At 53.8% G+C, this 16,492-nt stretch carries 15 protein-coding genes; all 15 read right to left on the reverse strand.

Annotated elements, in window-relative coordinates; all coding sequences use genetic code 11:
- Positions 1 to 22: 22 nt before the first annotated feature.
- The gene (locus K1V27_RS12105; RefSeq protein ID WP_258930260.1) at positions 23 to 787 is read right to left on the reverse strand and encodes a flagellar motor protein; all 765 of its coding nucleotides are present in this window, start codon (positions 785 to 787) and stop codon (positions 23 to 25) included.
- A 432-nt stretch (positions 788 to 1,219) separates the two neighbouring features.
- The gene (locus K1V27_RS12110) at positions 1,220 to 2,023 is read right to left on the reverse strand and encodes a flagellar hook-basal body protein (RefSeq protein ID WP_258930261.1); all 804 of its coding nucleotides are present in this window, start codon (positions 2,021 to 2,023) and stop codon (positions 1,220 to 1,222) included.
- 87 nt (positions 2,024 to 2,110) lie between these two features.
- A complete protein-coding gene (locus K1V27_RS12115) occupies positions 2,111 to 2,800 on the reverse strand; it encodes a flagellar hook assembly protein FlgD (protein WP_258930262.1) in 690 nt (229 codons plus the stop codon).
- A gap of 35 nt (positions 2,801 to 2,835) precedes the next feature.
- A complete protein-coding gene (locus tag K1V27_RS12120; protein ID WP_258930263.1) occupies positions 2,836 to 4,827 on the reverse strand; it encodes a flagellar hook-length control protein FliK in 1,992 nt (663 codons plus the stop codon).
- Between the two features lie 348 nt (positions 4,828 to 5,175).
- On the reverse strand, positions 5,176 to 5,820 hold the full coding sequence (locus tag K1V27_RS12125; protein WP_258930264.1) for a MotE family protein: 645 nt from the start codon (positions 5,818 to 5,820) through the stop codon (positions 5,176 to 5,178).
- Between the two features lie 9 nt (positions 5,821 to 5,829).
- Positions 5,830 to 6,276: a flagellar export protein FliJ gene (fliJ, locus tag K1V27_RS12130; protein ID WP_258930265.1), complete on the reverse strand. Its 447-nt coding sequence runs from the start codon at positions 6,274 to 6,276 to the stop codon at positions 5,830 to 5,832.
- Positions 6,277 to 6,287: 11 nt separating this feature from the next.
- Positions 6,288 to 7,658, reverse strand: coding sequence for a FliI/YscN family ATPase (locus K1V27_RS12135; protein WP_258930266.1), 1,371 nt, complete (start codon positions 7,656 to 7,658; stop codon positions 6,288 to 6,290).
- Complete coding sequence (locus K1V27_RS12140) at positions 7,612 to 8,349, reverse strand: FliH/SctL family protein (RefSeq protein ID WP_258930267.1); 738 nt, start codon at positions 8,347 to 8,349, stop codon at positions 7,612 to 7,614. The genes K1V27_RS12135 and K1V27_RS12140 overlap by 47 nt, the downstream gene beginning before the upstream one ends.
- A complete protein-coding gene (fliG, locus tag K1V27_RS12145; RefSeq protein ID WP_258930268.1) occupies positions 8,342 to 9,346 on the reverse strand; it encodes a flagellar motor switch protein FliG in 1,005 nt (334 codons plus the stop codon). Before fliG ends, K1V27_RS12140 begins: the two co-directional genes overlap by 8 nt.
- A 4-nt stretch (positions 9,347 to 9,350) precedes the next feature.
- On the reverse strand, positions 9,351 to 10,958 hold the full coding sequence (gene fliF, locus K1V27_RS12150) for a flagellar basal-body MS-ring/collar protein FliF (protein ID WP_258930269.1): 1,608 nt from the start codon (positions 10,956 to 10,958) through the stop codon (positions 9,351 to 9,353).
- 48 nt (positions 10,959 to 11,006) lie between these two features.
- The gene (gene fliE, locus K1V27_RS12155; RefSeq protein ID WP_258930270.1) at positions 11,007 to 11,297 is read right to left on the reverse strand and encodes a flagellar hook-basal body complex protein FliE; all 291 of its coding nucleotides are present in this window, start codon (positions 11,295 to 11,297) and stop codon (positions 11,007 to 11,009) included.
- Between the two features lie 97 nt (positions 11,298 to 11,394).
- Positions 11,395 to 11,814, reverse strand: a complete 420-nt coding sequence (gene flgC, locus K1V27_RS12160; RefSeq protein ID WP_258930271.1) for a flagellar basal body rod protein FlgC — start codon at positions 11,812 to 11,814, stop codon at positions 11,395 to 11,397.
- 17 nt (positions 11,815 to 11,831) lie between these two features.
- Positions 11,832 to 12,224 (reverse strand): flagellar basal body rod protein FlgB, encoded by a 393-nt coding sequence (gene flgB / locus K1V27_RS12165; protein WP_258930272.1) that lies wholly within the window; start codon positions 12,222 to 12,224, stop codon positions 11,832 to 11,834.
- A gap of 203 nt (positions 12,225 to 12,427) precedes the next feature.
- Positions 12,428 to 13,759: a sigma-54-dependent transcriptional regulator gene (locus K1V27_RS12170; protein WP_258930273.1), complete on the reverse strand. Its 1,332-nt coding sequence runs from the start codon at positions 13,757 to 13,759 to the stop codon at positions 12,428 to 12,430.
- A 61-nt stretch (positions 13,760 to 13,820) separates the two neighbouring features.
- On the reverse strand, positions 13,821 to 16,343 hold the full coding sequence (locus K1V27_RS12175; protein WP_258930274.1) for a tetratricopeptide repeat protein: 2,523 nt from the start codon (positions 16,341 to 16,343) through the stop codon (positions 13,821 to 13,823).
- Positions 16,344 to 16,492: the final 149 nt, after the last annotated feature.

Here is a 16,492-nt window from a genome sequence, read left to right on the forward strand (position 1 = left end):
GCATTCATTCGCATCCGCCGGTTCATTTGAAACGGCTTGCTCTGGCCTGTGGAGGAACAAATGAGTGCAGCTTTTGCTCTATGATTCTTGGGTTTTCACCATTGGCGATTGCCACAACACCATTGATCACCATCTCCTTTATCAGGGATTCTTCCCTGCTGCGTTTGCGCAACTTCCCGGCCATGGGCAAACAGACCAGATTGGCGGCTACGGCTCCATAGAACGTGGTCAGCAGTGCGACCGCCATCGCTGGTCCAATGGTACTGGGATCTTCCATCGTTTGCAGCATCTGCACCAGTCCGACCAGTGTTCCGATCATGCCCATGGCGGGGAAAAAGGTCGCCATGGTGTCCAGTATTTCTGCTCCAAATCGATGCCGCTCCTGCAGATAGTCGATCTCGATTTCAAGAATTTCCCGAATGGCTTCGGGTTGCATGCCGTCGATGGCAAGTTGCAGGCCTTTGGAAAGGAATTGATCATCCACCTGCACCAGGTCACCTTCCAGCGCCAGCATCCCCTCTTTTCTCGAGGTGTTGGAAAACTCGATGAATTTGTCTATCACCTCCTGGGTGCTCCACACTTTGGTGAAAAATACATTCCTCACAACCCTGAAGACACTCAGGACATCCTTCAGCGGATAGTGAATCATCGTGGCTCCGAGGGTTCCACCCAGCACAATCATCATCGAAGGAACGTTAAAAAAAAGGGATAAGCCACTACCCAACATGATCGAGATGAGAACGAGGGCAAAAGCTGAAACAATACCGACAAACGTTGCAATGTCCATGACTGCTGGTTCGCCTCAATTATTGAGTTAGAGGGGCCGACCGGGATGAGACAACGCCTCATGACCGCACTCGGACACACGAGCAATGAGCGTGCCAGCAAGGAGGAGAGGATCCTATCCTTTGCGGACAGGCTGCGCGGGTCTCCTACGACTGGAATACTTGCGGGGGAATGATGGACGGGCCGGCAATGGCAATAAGTCAACATTTTGACGTCTGCTGTCAAAATCATACGAGCTGCCCAGCCGCCATCAGGGCCGCCGGTTGCAGGAAAGAGAACCGCCCTGCAAAACGCTCGCTTACTGGCGGGAGAGGGTTGCGCTGACAGGCCATGCCACGGGCGTGGCCCGTGGCATGATGAAATCGCACCCCGTCAATCGACCTCTACCCCATTGGGCCGGGAACCATGGAGGTTTTGGACAAATACTCATTGTTTATCGAATCATGTTGATACTGGTATTGATCAATTCACTGGACGTGGTGATGGTTTTCGAATTGGCATTATAGCCCGCCTGATACACGATGAGGTTGACCATTTCCGCCGCCAAATCGACGTTGGAAGATTCGACGCAACTATCGATAATTTTCCCGAAGTAGGCCGCCTTTTCTTCGTTGTCGCTGTAAAAGGGTTCCCCGCTTTCAGGCCCTTTGGAGTAGAGATTGCCGCCGTTGCGAACCAGACCGTTTTCATTGGTGAAGCCGGCGAGTTTTATTTGTCCCAGGGTCTCTTCCTCGCCCTCGCCGTTGACGGCAATGATTTCGCCCTTCATATTGACGTAAAATTTGGCATAGGTGTCGGGATTGGCGATTTCAATATCGCCATCGATACCCTGGACCTTGTATCCCTGCTGGTTGACAAGAAAATATTGCGCCTCCTCGCCCGTGCCCTCAATGCCGATGTGGAAGGTGCCGTCACGCGTATAAAAATCTTGTGATCCATCATTGACGATAAAAAAACCCTTGCCGCTGATGGCGAGATCCGACCAGTTGGAGGTATCCAGGAGGGTGCCCTGGCTGAAATCAGTGACAATTCCCAGGACCGAGCTGCCCGCTCCCTCACTCTCTTTATCATTGGTCCCGAAGGAATACTCGCCCAGGATCAGGTCTCCGAAACGGATGTCGTTGGCTTTGAATCCGGTGGTATTGGCATTGGCAACATTATCACTGACCACAGATATACCCGTACTGTATGAGTTCATCCCGGTCAAACCATTGTAGAGTGAACTGCTGATTCCCATCGTCTCCTCCTTTTGAAAAATGGATTTTCAGGTCGGTTTTTTTTTCATATTTTTATTGTCTTTATCCCACGGGCAAATGGCCTGTGTTCAGACAACATTGGCTTCACAGACTTCAATAACGGAACTGGGAGTGACATCAACCCCATCAGGCCCTCCCAGAGTCAAATAGACGACGCCACCCCCCATGTGCACCGCTCTGCACACGCCGGAAATTGTGGTGAGCACGTCGACAGTATTGCCCTCTTGATCGACGGCCTCAACTTGAAAGCTATAGGCGCCATCGGCCACTTTGTTTCCCGAATCATCGCAACCATCCCAGGCAACCTCATAGCTTCCCGCATCCTGAGCACCCACATGCAGAGTCCTCACCAGTTGACCGCTCTCGTCATAGATTTCTATCTTGACCTCGCAGGGCCGATCTATTTCATAAGAGGCCTGAGAGACCTCCCCGTCGGTGGTTATCAGAGAGTTGCCCAGTGCGGTGATCTGTTTGCCGAGCATTTGCACCATCAGGGAGTTGTTCATGGACGATAAGTGCGAGCGCATCACCTCCAAGTTTTTGTTGGCTTCCGTGAGCCTTTCAACGGTGCTGAACTGAGCCAGTTGAGCGGCCAGTTCGTAAGATTCCAGGGGATTGGTGGGATCCTGGTACTTGAGTTGCGTGGTAAACAGGGTCAAGAAAGCGCTCATATCCATCGCTGAGCCTCTCGATGCCGGTGCTGAACCGGCACGACCTGCATTGTTTGAACCGATGGCCTCGGAAAAAGTGATGCTCATCCGGGTGCTCCTTATTATCCAGGTTCTTATTGGGATCAGGCAAAAAGGTTGATTGCCGAAATCCCGCCGTCATTTGCCGATACACTTGGGGCTGGGAGCCCGGGACGCTTGGCCGGCTTTCCAGTGGCGGCCCTTGCTTCCTTTGCTGAACCCTGCAACAAACCCTCGCTCGGCTCCTGCCTGACATCAACCACCATTTCACTCAGATGCAGACCCTGTTGCTGCAGGCTCTCGTGCAGCAGCGAAGCATTTTGCACGAGTGAGCTCCTGGCGTATTCGTTTTGCGCCACGATGAAAGCCGCAACCTGGTCCCGCCTGGTCTCGATGCGAACCGCCAAGGCTCCCAGACGTCCTGATTGCAGTTGCAGAGTCAACTGGTTGCGATTCTTGGCCCTGAGACGCTGAGCATACTGGGCAATTTTTTCCGCCCAAATGAATTCCGTAGAAGAAACATAGCCCTGCGGCAATTTCTCATCACCTGAAGCCGCCTGACCAGGGTTGAGCACTTGGCTATCATTGGGGAATAGGGCGGCAAACTTTTCTTCTCCGCCTGGCGGAGCGGCGCCGGAAAGGGACCAGGCAGTTGATTTGTGTTCCTGCCCATGTCCTTGGAAGAAATGCTTCTCACCACCCGATTCCAGTCCGGTCTTGATCTCGCCTCGCGTCATGCCGAAGGGCTCCGCACGATTTTCCCTTGCCGTCAGGAGTCGATCATCCCGTGCATCCGGTTTTGTGGCTATCGTACCCTGCTCCATATTGCCGACCAGCACGGTCTCGCCTTCGGCAGTGCTCAAGTTGGTTACATTATGCCGTCCGCCACCTGGAAAATTCTTCGCCAATCCGCCCCCCATCAACCTTGCCCTGGTGATATTCTCAAACCGCTCCAACGATTCGGCATCCACAAAGCGTGACTCCAGGGTGTCGTCAAGGGTAAGATTGGCGGCTTGTCCGTCTGCAGGCGGGCCGAAACTCCTCTGATCGATTTCCACGTCCATCTCAAGAAAGCTTGCCGCAACGGCTCTGGCCGGATTGGGCTGCGGATCCCCCAAGAACTTGGCCGGCCGTGTTTCCAGCTTTTCCCCTGAGCTTGACTGCTTGCCCGGGCTATCCGGCCGGCTGAGAGTTTCCGCCATGCCATTGCCGGTATCGACCTCCGGAGAAACGGAGAAAGGCGCGACCAGTTCCTTGGTTGGATGCAGCAGCGACACGGAATTCTTGGGCGCACCAAACAGATCTGAGTTGCGTTCATTCACCTGTGTGCTTGTTGGATGGGCACTTCCCCCTGGAGCGACCTTCTTTTGCATTTCGTCAACATGCGAAACAACGTCGCTGAGCAGTTTCTTGATCTCATCGAGATCGTACGAACCTTTTGCTTTCAAGGTTAAATCCATAGTCTTTTGGGGGAGCACCCCCGCTTTTGTCAGCTCCACCGATCTGAACAGCAATCGCACATCTTCGGCGGCGGCCTCGGGTTTATGGACCAAATTGCCGGGCCCCCTGCCGGGGATATTGAGAATCTCCAGCAGGGAGGTCAGCGGAATCCGACCCGCATTGTCTGCCGCCGCCAGACACGCGGCTTTTTTCTCGGCGGGAAGCCGCAATTGGGTGGCAATCTTTTCAACCAGCAGCCCATCAGTGAATACGATTCTCTCTCCAGCTTTGGCCAACTTCTGGCGGCTACCAACCTGCAGCGGCCTGAGAGCATCCTCTGCCTGTGTGTGGTTCAAAGCAGGTCGCGATTCTGCACTGACGGGCAGCGCACGTCTTGCCGGTTGCGTCATTGGGGTGCAGGCCAGAGCCGGCAACAGGAAGTTCTGAGTCTCCGGGATTTGATCAGGACCATCCTCCCCTTTCCGCGTGGAAGACCCCATCGAGAGCATGGTGGGATCCATGCCGAAATGGTTAGAGTGCTGCGCCTGCAATTCCTGCGAAAACTCCGCAGCTGTAAGTTCCTGAGTGAGCCTGGCGTTCTGACCCCCCAGGAATTCCCCCATCAGCTGGGCTACAAAAAGTCTTGTTGTCTGCACTCTCGCTCCTCAGTCTATGGTTGGCTGCGCGGCTTCCACCGGGATATTTTCAGGTCCCCGGGGGAGAGGAGCCAGTGGGTCTCCGGATGGCCGCCACCGAGGCATCAGACACACTGCTCGGTGAAGATCATGAGCAACGATGGTGCCATCTTCATGACTATGCTTTTTGATGAATTACTTCGCCCACTTAAAGAAATGCTTGGAAATCGAGAGAAAGGGGAAGAGCGTTTGATTCGGAAATTTTTTCTTGGATGGCCAGCAAATATTGCCTACCAGCGGGTAAATTGCGCTCCCGCTTGTGTCCGGGGAAACGCCTAATGCCCTGTCACCTTACTTCACTGCCGGTGATCATCGGCTCTGCGACAGGCTCTGCGAGATCTTCGCAGCTTTCTTGATGTCCATGTTGGCAAGAATATTGGCCGCTTCAGTCGCATTCATGCTGGAGATGATGCTCACTACCAGTTGATCTTCCAAATTTTCCAGCAGCTTGGCTGCTTCCTTCGGCTTCATGGTTCCATAAATTTTGGATAACGATCTTATTTGGGCACTGCGATTCTCTTCCTTTTCAGTTCGGTACGCCTGGATCTCCTTTTGGACGTCAATCAGTTCCTTCAGTTGACGCTCGACATCCTCCTGCATGCGCTTGAGGTATTCCTCCCGCTCCTGCAGGAGCTTCTCTTTCTGCTTGAGCTCCAACTCTCTCTGCTGTATGTGGGCCATGACATCCGGTATGCTGGCTGTGTAAGGCTGCGTGGCAGCGGGTGCCGGTTGGGTTTCCCCGGGCGGGTCCAACGGCGCCGGGGACAGGGGCTGCTTTGGCTGAGCCGCACGATCTGCGGCATGCACCTGGGAGACAAGAGCCGCTTCCGGAATCTCGTTGAATTGCTGCAGTACGCGGCCGACCGACAGAGCCAGCTTCAACGACACGAGAGGAACAATCAACAATAACGGCACGCTCCACTTGATGAACTTCCCGAGGGTCTTGGCTTTCATAGGGCACGCTCAATTATCCAGGTTTCTGTGACAGTTGCCAATAACGATCAGTTCGTCCAGAAGCTTCTGTTCCTTTTTCGACATGGAGCTACGATAATCCTGTTTGGCCTCCTGCTCCATGGAATCGAGCACCTGAGCCTCTTTTTTCCTGATTAGCAGAGCTTCTCTTGCTTCATTCACTTGATTGGCGGTCTTACTGATCTGTCCTTCCAAGACCAGCAATTTTTCTCTCAATGCCTGAAGGCAGTCACTGTAGTAACCATGCTCCAGGGAGCTTATCCCGCAAGCTCGCTTTTCATTCCATACGGTTTCGAGGTGATCCAGTTCTTCCTTTAATTTGTCCCGCTGCCGACTGAGTGTTTGATACTCGCGCAGAACTTCAGCGAGCAGAGCTTGGGCATTCTTGAAAATGTGCCGACGATAATTTTGGACGCTTCTTAAACGAAACTGAAACATTTCACCTCCTTTCAGGAGACAGCAAAGAGGTCGGTTAAATCTTTCTTGGCTTCCTCTATGGTGCAGCCGTTTTCTACTGGCTGGCGCAAGTACTGATTCAACTTTCCCATCATATCGATGGCATAATCGGTTTCATCATGCGTTCCCTTGACATAGGCACCGATGCGTATCATATCTTCCACGCTATGGTAATGAGCCAGCGTTTGAATGAACTTGGCAGCGCGCTCGCCGTATTCGTTATTGTGGAAACGCGAAGTCAGCCGGCTCACGCTTTTAAGGACATTGATAGCTGGGAAATGGCGCTTCTGAGCCAGTTGGCGATCGAGCACCAGATGTCCATCGAGGATCGAGCGGGAACTGTCGGCTATGGGCTCCTCCATATCGTCGCCCTCCACCAGCACCGTGTAGATTCCTGTGATGGAAGCGCTTTCAAAGTTCCCCGCGCGCTCCAGGAGTCGCGGCATGTGACTGAAAACGCTTGGTGTGTAACCTTTGCTGGTGGGCGGTTCACCGGCCGCCAAACCGATTTCACGTGCCGCCATGGCAAAGCGGGTCAGAGAATCCATCATCAACAGCACATCCTGGCCGCGGTCTCTGAAATACTCAGCGATGGCGCAAGCTAGAAAAGCGCCTCGCAGACGAATGGTGGCCGGCTGGTCTGAGGTTGCCACAACGACCACTGAGCGTCGTAAACCCGCGACACCGAGATCGTTCTCGAGGAATTCATTGACCTCTCTGCCCCTTTCCCCGATCAAGGCGATCACATTGACCGCGGCAGAGGTATAGCGCGCCATCATTCCCAGCAGCGTGCTCTTCCCCACGCCGGAACCAGCAAATATGCCTATCCTCTGCCCTTTGCCAATGGGAAGCAAGCCGTTAATGGACCGTATCCCCACGTCAAGCTGCTCGCTGATGAGCGGCCGAATCAGAGGGTTGGCAACGTTTCCCGAGATTGGGTAGAGTGCTCCCGCAGGCAGGGGCCCTCCATCGTCAATGGGCTGCCCCATTCCGTCGAGCACGCGCCCCAACATGGCGCTGCTGACCGGCACACAATCGGCCTGCCGGGGGGCCTCAACCAGGCAACCGGGATGAATTCCGCCAACGGGAGTGAGCGGGCTCAACTTCAGACGTTTCTGGTTGAATCCGACCACTTCGGCGTAGATGGGGGGAGTGCTTGGTGGAGTAATGATCTTGCAGATATCTCCCAGACCGGCCTTAAGGCCCTCCACCTCAATCAAATTGCCCACCAGCTGCACTACTCTGCCATTTATCCGCAGCAGGGACGTCGTGTGCGCCAAAGCGCTGACAACGTCTCCCAGTTTTAAATAATTGTTGTCAGGAAGGCACATCGTCAACCGCTCGATTTTTCGTTGCCGCCCCATTGTTGGTCAGTATCCGCCGGACGCCTTCCAGCTGCGTTTCGATGGTGGCATCCAGCAGCTGGATTTCGCTTTCCACACGGCATCCGCCCTTCAGCAGGGCGGCATCGGGCTTCAGCAGAAGCGGCGCGGCCAGATCCTTGAGTCTTGCCACGTGGTCACTATGTTTTTCCAGGGTCTCCAAGTCGTTTGGATTTAGATAAACGGTCAGGGTCGCTGATTTTTCCGCCTCCATGATCAACGATTCAATGGAGTCCACCAGCAGCTCGGGCCTGGCACTCAATTCATCGCCGACAATTTGCCGAGACACCGCGAGAACCGCATCGATGAACCACCCCCTGTAATCCTGGAAAACTTTTGCCGGCAGCTCTTGAAGCTCTCGCAAGAGCGATTCCAATCGCTCCCTGGTATCGTGCATGGCCTGCCGGCCGGCCTCATTGCCTTCCTTCCAGCCGCGCGCATATCCTTCCTCATAACCCTGTTTTTCGAGTTCCCGGGCTTGGCGTTCAGCCTCATCCAGGCGCCTCTGTATGACGCTTTCAACGGCAACCGAGGAATCGTAATCATTTCGCAACCGATCGGTCTCCGAGACTCGGGCGTCAGCCTCGCAATAGGTCACCTCTTCCTGTTCAATTTCTCTAAAATCGAACGATTTGATGGGTGTCAGCTGAAAGGCTTTGATTATCTTAGACAAAAGTATCTCCGCTTTCTCTGCCTGCAAGGATCAGTTTGCCTTCCTTTTCCAGCCTTCTGGCGGCACTCAAAATATTCTGCTGAGCCGACTCAACCTCGCTCAACCTCACCAAACCCAGAACGCCAAGATCTTCCTCAAGCATCTGTGCGGCACGTTGCGACAGGTTCTTGAATATCTTGTTTTTCAGTTCTTCCGAGGAGGTTTTCAGAGCCAAGGTCAGCTCCTCATTGCTCACTTCTTTAAGAAGTTCGCGAATGCCCGAATCATTCACTGCAACCAGGTCTTCAAAAACGAACATCAATTTTCTGACCCTTTCGGCCAGCTCCGCATCCGCCTCTTCCATGCTCTGCAATATGTTTTCGCCGGTGCGCCGGTCGCTGTAATTGAGGATTTCCGCTACGGTCTGAACGCCTCCCAGAACTTGATGGCTTTCCTTGCCGATGCTGAGCAATTCACGCTCCAGGACTTCATCCACCTCACGAATCAAATCAGGCGGAACGGTATCCAATTGGGCAATCCGATTGATGACTTCCAGCTGCATGGGTTCGGGTAGAAATCCCAGCGCTTCCCCGGCCTTTTCATGCCCCAAATGCACGAGAATGATGGCGATCGTTTGGGGATGCTCGTTCTTGATGAAATTTGCCAGAACCTTTCCATCAATTTCACGTACATATTTGAAGGGGACTTTTTCTTTTTCCATCTCTATGGCCGTGAGCAGGTCATCGGCGGCATTGCCGTCAACGACGTTGGGGAGCAGATTGCGAAAAAAATGATCTCCCGTCACATAGATGTTCTCTTCCTCCCGGAGCTTGTAGACAAATTCCTCCAAAACCTCATCGCTCAATTCCTTGCGCACCTCGCGGATGTTGGACATCTGAAACCCGATCTTCTTGATCTCTTCCGCGCTCAGGTTTTTCAGCACAAGGGCAGAGGCCTCTTCCCCGAGTGTCATGAGAATGACGGCAGCCATCTGAGGACCGCTTAGATTGGTCGGCATGGTCTCACTTTTCTTCTCTCAACAGGGAACGTAGTATCTCGGCCGCCCGCTCCGGATTGTGTCGAACAAGGGCAACGGCCTGGTTTCTGAGGGAGGGCTTTTCGGCAAGCTGTCCGCCGGTAATCAGATCTTCCGCGGGAGTCTCCTCAGGCAGGGCTACAGCGGGCGCATTGCTGGCCACGGCCAAATCCGCCGAGACCTGTTGAATGCGACGCATGAACGGTCTAACGACGAACAAGAACACCAGCAGAACCAGAAGCAAATTGATAATAATCTTGTGGTTTTCTTTCAACATCTGCAGCCATCGGTTGTCCGCTTCAACGAACTGTCCACCGGCGTAATCCGAGGCAAAAGAGACATTGGAAATGCTGACTTGATCGCCCCGCGTTTCATCATACCCGACCGCTTTCTTGACGATTTCCTCGAAGGACTTGAGCTGATCGCCGGGATAGCCGGCAAATACCGACTCCACGTTGCCTTCCTCAGTTGTTTTGGTTTCGTACGGTCCATCGATGACCACAGCAACGGACAACTTTTTGATCGTTCCCAACGATTGGGTAATTTGCCGCGTCACATGATTAATTTCGTAATTGACCGTCTCACGCTGCCGGGAGGACTTTTTCTGTTCCCCCTGCTGATCTGATGCGGCGTTTTGCATCAACTGACTCTCTGCATTGATTGGGATATCGGGATTGCCTTTGGGGCCGAGATCGCCGCCCTGCGAGCTCTCAACGCTACGCTGTTGACTCCTGACGACGGCACTGTCAGGATCATAGGTGTCCTCCGTGGTCTGCACCTGACTGAAATCCAGGTTGGCGGAAACACGAGTCATCACCCGCCCTGCCCCAACGACCGCCTCCAACAGAGATTGAACCTTGCGACGCAAGCTCTCTTCCAAACTCTCCTGGTATTGCATCTGCAAATTGGTCAGCTGCAAGGGGTTCTTGTCCGACTGATTCCTGGAGAGCACCTGGCCGTCCGTTGTCATAATGGTCACCTTGTCTTCCGGCAAACCCTGCACCGTACTCGCCACTAGATTCACAATGCCCTGGATCTGAGTGGAATCGAGCTTGGTGCCCGGTCTCAGCTTTAGAACAACAGCGGCACTGGGAGGCTTTTGATCCTCGACAAAAACACTTTCGCTGGGCAGCACCAAATGCACGCGACTTTCCTGTACTTCATTGAGCCGGTTGATGGTTCGGGCCAATTCCCCTTGGAGCGCCCTTTGATAATTGATTTTCTGCACAAACTCGGTGCTGCCCAGTTTTTGTTCATCAAATATCTCAAACCCGACACCGCCGCCCTTGGGGAGTCCCGCCTGAGCGAGCGCCATGCGGGTTTCATACAGGGATTCAGCCGGCACGGCTATGCTGTTTCCGGTTATCTTATAGGGTTTATTTTGTGCCTGGAGGGCGGCAACAACTCCACTCAAATCTTCTTCGGACAATCCCGTGTACAGATTCGAGTACTCCGTTCTGTTGATTGTGTAAGCCAGGAAGAGCAGGCTGCCCAACAGGACCGCCAGAGATCCCGCATAAAAGATCTTCTGAGGTGTGGGCAACTGGGCGTAGCCGTTTTTTAGACTCTTGAGGAAATGCACTAACTTGTTCATAGGATACACAACCAGTGAGCTGATGGTCTGAGCCGTTCACACGATCCGCTAGAACTGCATTCGCATGATTTCCTGATAACCGTCCAGAGCCTTATTCCGTACTTTAAGGAGCAGCCGCAAACTGAGGTCCGCTTCTTCCAGTTGAATCATCGTCTCGTGGATGTTCTTGACACCGTTGACGGCCCCTTCCTGCATCGCCGTTTCAGCCTCGCGCTGAAACTGATCGACTGCCTTGATGTTGGCCTTCAACTCGTCGGCAAACCCAGTCGGTGACGCTTCCTGCACCGATGCCGCCAAGCCGTTGCTCTGCCAGCCGTCAGCGGACGAACTGATACGCATCGGAAATTCCTTTCGATAGTAGGTTCAATCTCTGTTCGGGGTCCATCTGACAGCCACCCCTGCTCAAGGGGGAAAATTTTTCCTCCCCCATGTTCTGTTATTTGCCTATTTCCATGGCTTTTAGAGCCAATTGTTTAGCCATGTTCAAAGCGGCCAGATTGGCTTCATAGGAACGGGTGGCGATCATCAAATTGGCCATTTCCTCGACGGGGTTGATGTTCGGCATCTGAACGATGCCATCCCCGTCGGCATCAGGGTGGCTGGGGTCATGGATGCGCTTAAAGTCGCGCCCGTCAGGAACAATTTCCCTCACCTGCACTTTTCCCAAAGCATCCTCCAGGGCGCCGTCGAGCGACCGATCAAATCGCTCCGCCACGGGGACAGTCTCATAGATGACCGTCTTGCGCCGGTAAGGTTGGCCATCGTCGGCCCTCGTTGTATTCACATTGGCCAGGTTGGCGGACACCACATTTAACCAGGTACGATGCGCCGCTAACCCGGAAGCGCTTATTTTCATAGAGGTTTCCAAATCCACTATTGTCCTCCTTCACTGATCGCTTGGCGCAGCATCGAAAACTTCTTGTTGAGCATCGTCGTGATGAATTGATATTCAATGCTGTTGCGCGTCAGCTTCATCATTTCCTGCTCCAAATTGACCGCGCCGATCTCCTCGGTTGTTACAGGCACCCCGGGCCAGACGGCGTCACCAGGGGCAAGGTGGCCGGCATCGGACTTCACCATATGAAAGCCCGGTTCTCCAAGGTAACTCTTGAGGGTCTCTTCAAAAGAGAGCTCCCTGGCGTTGAAACCCGGTGTATTGAGGTTGGCCAAATTGCTTGAAACCAGTTGGTGATTGAGCGAACCGAGATTCAGTCGGTCCCTCATGAGTGCGATTGTACGGTCAAAAACTTTACTCTCATTATTCATTGTGATTCTCCTTTCACGCCAGGGTACAAGCACATTTCATACCACTGCCATGGCCTCACACCACGTCGAAGCACCCTTTACGATCAGCGGCTCTCGGACGCATTGTCAAAACGTTGACGTCCATCCGGTCGGCTGAACGTCAAAAAAGTTTCGTGGCAGCTCTGCCAAGACACTGGCAAGAGGTCCGGACAACCTGACGGCACTCACGCATCCCTGCTTGCGCCCTGCCCGGCATAAAGGCTGAGCTTATTGCGCAGGGTGCGCACACTGATCCCCAAAATTTCCGCCGCCCGTGTGCGGTTGCCGCGGCAGTTTGCCAATGCCTTCTCGATGAGCAGCCGTTCCATGTCGTCAATGGGCATGACATCAAGACCCAAAGCAGGTGCTTGATGCGGTTGAGACTGATCGAATATGAGATCCTCTCGGCTGATGACATGGTCCCTACTCAACAGCATGGCCCGCTGAATGATATTCTCCAGTTCACGCACGTTGCCCGGCCAGGAGTGCTCCGCCAGAGCCGCCATGGCTGCGGGTTGTATTTGAGCAATGCAGCGTTTGTGAATCTGGTTGTATTTGGCCACAAAGTGTTGACACAACAAGGGAAGATCTTCCAGCCGCTCACGCAGCGGTGGGAGCTTTAAGGGTATCACGTTAAGCCGGTAGTAAAGATCTTTTCTGAAGTGACCCTGCGCCAGGGCTTCGTCAATCGTACGGTTGGTTGAAGCGACTACGCGGACGTCTATGGGCACGGGGTACTTGCCGCCCACCCGGTCCAATTCATTTTCCTGCAGCACGCGTAAGAGTTTGGGCTGAAGGTGAATTGGAATTTCCGTGACTTCGTCCAAGAACAAGGTGCCCGTATGCGCCAATTCAAACTTGCCCGGCTTGGCTCTGGTCGCTCCAGTAAAGGCGCCCTTTTCATGGCCGAACAACTCGCTCTCGATGAGAGATTCGGGCAGCGCAGCACAGTTTAGAGGGATGAACGGCTTGCTTGAGCGTTCGCTGTGGGTATGCAGGTACTTGGCAAAGAGTTCCTTGCCTGTGCCGCTCTCTCCTTGAATAAATACGGCCGCATTACTTGCAGCCACGCGTTTGGCTATCTCTTTCAGTTGGAGCATAACCGGGTTGCTGGTTATGATATCGGAGTGACGCAAATGGCAGGACTGCTCCGTGCGGTCCGGTCGGTCGGCCAGGAGCGCGATGGTTTTGATGAGCCGTTCGGGCACCAAAGGCTTCACCCAATAATCTTGCGCTCCCGCCTTCATCAATTCAATTGCATCCTCCAGGCTGGGCTTATGACTCATCACTATCACCGGGGGCTGCTTCAAGAGCGATTGCCAATGCTCCAGGAAGCGAACCGTGTGAGCCGTGTGACCATTGGAACTGAGCAACACCAGGCCAATGTCACTGCGGTCCATCAGTTTTGAGGCTGAATCCATCGTTGCAGCCACCCTACACGCACATCCCTGTTGTTCGATACAACCCTTCAAATCGTCAACTTCATGGCGATTTGATGATACGATCAAAATGGTCATCGCCTCGTCTCCCCGAGGTGCCGGCGCCCTCGCCAGCCAGGTCGTCACTTCCGGTGCAGCGCTAAAATGCAGCCCGCTTGGACTTGTTATCCTCCAGCTTGAGATAATCCAGCTTCTGTTGCGCAGCTGTTTGCCAGAACGGCTGCGAAGATTTCATCAGCTCATGGAGCTTTTCCATGGCCTTGTCGGCCTGCCCGGCTTTGGCGTAGAGATGGGAAAGCTGATAGTTCAAGCGACCCTTCAGTTCCCCGGAAGGATTGAGAGCAATCGCTTTCTCCAGCATCTCAGCCGCCTGCTGCGGTTGCTTGAGAGCCTCATAACACTCGCTTTGCATCAAACACAGACGGACCCTCTGCTCCGCGTCGTCCTTGCTCAACCGGTCATGGATAACGTGGAGCTGTTCCAGGGCATCCTCCGGGCGATCTGTTTTAATCAAGCATTCAGCGTAGTGCCACAACAGGACCAGGTCAGTCGCTTCGGGTGTGTACCCATCGCCGAGCAACAGGTCGAATTGCGTCACAGCCCCCTGATAGTCGCCCCGACCGAAACGGATCTCTGCCGTCAGGCGCTGTTTCTCCGGCTCCAGAGCGACTGATTGGACTTGTGCCAGATGGTTCATCGCAGTGTCGGGATCACCCGCCAAATGAGCATATTCCGATATCTTAAGGTGCCATTCATCATTTTCCGCCGCCACATCGCGCAGCAGGTTCCGATATATGTCGATCGCCCTGGAATAGAGTTTCAATTGACCGTAGCTTTCTGCGACGGCAGCTAGCAACGAGCCGCTCCCGTTCGCTTGAAACCAGGACGGGTATTCCTTATAGAGCTCCACCACTTTCAGGTAGTCTTTGTTGGCGAAAGCGGACTTCGCCCAGTCGCTCACTATCCGTTCCTTGAGCGCCAAAAATTCATCGAATTCAGCCGCATTGCTCCGGCCCTGAAGGATCTTTTCAACCAATGAGAGGCTCTGTGCATAATTCCGGTTTTGCCATTCCCAAACGGCCAACTTGAAAAAGACCACCTTCATCAGAGGCAACGAAAGGGGGCGTTCAGCCAACTGGCGGTAGATCTGGCAGGCCTCGGCGCTCATTTGGCTGCCCCGCTCCAATGACTCTGCTGTGCGGATTTGACTGATGACGTAGCCCTCTGTGCCGGGATATTGTTGGACAATGTATCGAGATAATTTGTCAGCCAGATGTTTCTCTCCCTTGTGCTGCAATGTCTCGGCAATTCTTGCCAGCACCAGATCCTTGTCGGCACCCTGGACGTCCAGGTTGATGTAGTGCATCAGGTATCGATAGCTTTCGGCATATTGCGCGACAGCGAACAGGGACTCCCCAAAATATCTAAGCAAATCGGGATGTTTTAAGTACGCCTTGGGGTCCATGGAGAGGCATTCCTGGAAATGGCCTATGGCATCCTGATGAGCGTTCACCTTGGACAATGCCTTTCCCAATTGGTAGTTGGCTTCAAGTTTGTCGGCCGGACTGAGTTCAAGAGAGAGGGCGGTGCGGAAGGACGTAACGGCGCCGACTGAATCATTGAGCGTCAATTGCAGGCGGCCCAGTTGCATCCAGCTCAAAGGCACAACGGCAGCACGAGGATAGTCGGCAATTATGTTTTCCAGATATTCCTTGCACTTTTGCATGTCCCCCATTTGCAGGTATGCCGATGCACAGCGGAAGAGCAGCAGGGGCACTTGAGGATCATCGGGATCGGTTGGAATACCGTTTTCACAGTTTCGAATCATTTCATGCGGCGCGGTCGCTTCCTTTTCTGTGGCTGCAGACGCCGGATCAGCCACGGAGTTGACTGAATCCATGACAAGAGCCTGGTCGCTGGAACGGCTCGTGGCAGGATCGCCCGCCTGCTCCACTTTGTTCTTTTGACGGGTTAGGGGAATTGGCTTGCGCTGTCCACCGTCAAAAAGTTGACTTGACATTGTCAGGGGTTTTATGATATTCGGCTTAGCTCCCGCGGCAAGGACGGCGTGGCGTTCTTCGGCTTTTTGACTCAGGGGCCGAGCAGTTTCGCCGGGGGCAATGCCCTCCGCCTTGCCCGGCTGGTCGCCAACCGTTCGCTCCTTTGGGGGGGGGTCCAACGGAATGCCAGGCTTATCCCGGTCGCGAGTGGGAGCGAGGGAAGCGGCAGGGGCGGTATCCGCTGAAAAATCCATCACCAAACGATACCATCCGGGTTTGGGGGGATCATGCTCCAGGTAGAAATAGCTCATGGAGGTGTTGGGCTTTAACGACACGACAATGCTTGTGCCCTGGTTTGATCTCGTGAACCGAATTTTCGTCACCAATTTGAAATACCGATAGGGGAGTTTCGAAGGCTGAACCCTGGCGGTGAGTTTTTGATATTCAATGATGACTTTGTCCCGTTCAGAATCCTCGATGCGGACAGGTCGTTCACCCTGCATATCAAATACGATGCGGGTGAACGACGCATGGTCTCCGAAACGGACTCGGTGCAGTTCTGCCGCCGAGGCGCAGCAAGCATCAATAAGCAACGACGAGATCAAGACCACGGCTGCAACCAAAATTTTGACACTTCTCGTCTGTGAATAGAATCCTGTCATATTCCAATCTCATCAAGAGTCCTGTAGTCATTGCACCCCATATAGAGTCGTTGGAAGCAAAAGAAGGAGCAAGAGTGGTGCCAATGCCGATGGGGCGCAGCGGAGCATTCCGGCCCAACAGGTTGTCACGGCCGCGAAGCGCTCAAGCC

The sequence above is a fragment of the Desulfoferrobacter suflitae genome (assembly GCF_022603395.1).
In the GTDB taxonomy this organism is placed as follows: Bacteria; Desulfobacterota; Syntrophobacteria; order Syntrophobacterales; family Syntrophobacteraceae; genus Desulfoferrobacter; species Desulfoferrobacter suflitae.